The 1,469-nt window shown below is 52.3% G+C and carries 1 protein-coding gene; it reads left to right on the top strand.

What is annotated here, in order from left to right; all coding sequences use genetic code 11:
* Positions 1–1,469: oligonucleotide/oligosaccharide-binding fold domain-containing protein (locus tag B3F49_RS12050; RefSeq protein ID WP_293911370.1), on the top strand; the 1,469-nt coding region annotated here is incomplete at both ends.

The raw sequence follows: 1,469 nt of genomic DNA, 5'->3' as shown, positions 1-1,469 counted from the left end.
CGCTCCAGTTGTGAGCAACGCAAAGGACGGGCGGGCCGTACGGGTCCCGGTGTCTGCTACCGCCTCTACAGCGAAGAGGATTACCAAAGCCGCCTGCCCTATGGGACCGAAGAAATCCTACGCACCGACCTCAGCGAAGTAGTGCTGAGGATGAGCGACCTGTCCATCTACGATTATGAGCATTTCCCCTTCATCACCCGTCCCAAGCACAGCGCCATCGCCAGCGCCGAGGATACCCTGCGTTTCATCGGGGCGATCGATGAGTACCGCCGTCTCACCTCCATCGGGTCCTTGATGTGCCGCTTCCCCCTGCTGCCCCGTCACTCACGGGTCATCGTCGAAGCAATGATGAATCATCCCGATGTTCTTGAGGAAGTATTGATAGCGGTTTCCTTTCTCTCCACCAAGACTCCGTTCCTGTTGATTCCCGGCGAGGAAGAACTCAGCCGCGCCGCCCACAAGCGTTTCAACAATACCGAATACGGAGACTTTGTCTCCTATCTGAACCTCTACCGACAGTACATTGCAAATTCAGGCAAGGAGGCGAAGCAAAAGTTTTGCAAGCGCAACTATCTTGATTTCCAAGGCATGCAGGAAATAGTCCATGTCAATGAACAACTTGGAGAAATTTGTTCCGATATCGGATTTCCCCTTTCCAGCGGCGGTACAGTACGCGAATACCTGTGTTGCATCGCCAGCGGCTTGATGCAGTATGTGTGCATCAAGGCAAAAGGCAATATGTACAAGAGCCTGACGGCCGACCAAGTCTTCATCCACCCAGGCAGTGCCTACTTCAAAACACTTCCACAATTCATCATCGCCGGAGAAATCGTTCAAACGAGCCGCCTGTATGCACGCGGTGTAAGCCCGCTTGAGAAGGCATGGCTGGATGATATTTCGGTTGAACTCTACCCACGGCTCACGGCTTTGGCTAAAGGCGAGAAGCCTTCGCGCAAGGAAGAGAGGGAGGAGAAGAAAGGAAAAGTCGAGGAGAAGGGAAAAGCAACGATCACCGTCTACAAGCGTACCTATCCGACGTTGGTCATCGGCAAGAAGAAACAAAAACTTGTTGCCATCATCCCCCTCGAAGACCTTGCCTATCTGGTACAGGCCAACGAGAAGGCCCCCAAGCGACCCAAGAACTTCCCAGCCGCACTTCTTCACCAAGGATTCTATATCCACTATGGAGATAAATTCTTTTCAATATTGGAATTACATGGTAAGTTGAAAGTCGGGCAAGGCATTCTCGACAATCCACCTTCCGGCGTCTATACCATCGCCGATGCAGCGACACTGGTTGACAACCTGATGTGGCTGCTCGCTTTCACCAAGAGCAAAAAGGAGCGGAAGCAACTGCATTTCGTAGCTCTGGAGGAGAGTGGAAACGGCAATTACCGATTTACCGCAGTCGATGATTGTTTTGATGCTTTGGACACATCACTGTTCACCCTGCTCCAGTTGGCCGATGC

It is taken from the genome of Sphaerochaeta sp. UBA5836, assembly GCF_002432845.1.
In the GTDB taxonomy this organism is placed as follows: Bacteria; Spirochaetota; Spirochaetia; order Sphaerochaetales; family Sphaerochaetaceae; genus Sphaerochaeta.
The sequence above is the reverse complement of the archived record's forward strand: the minus strand, read 5'-3'. Positions and strand labels throughout refer to the sequence as shown.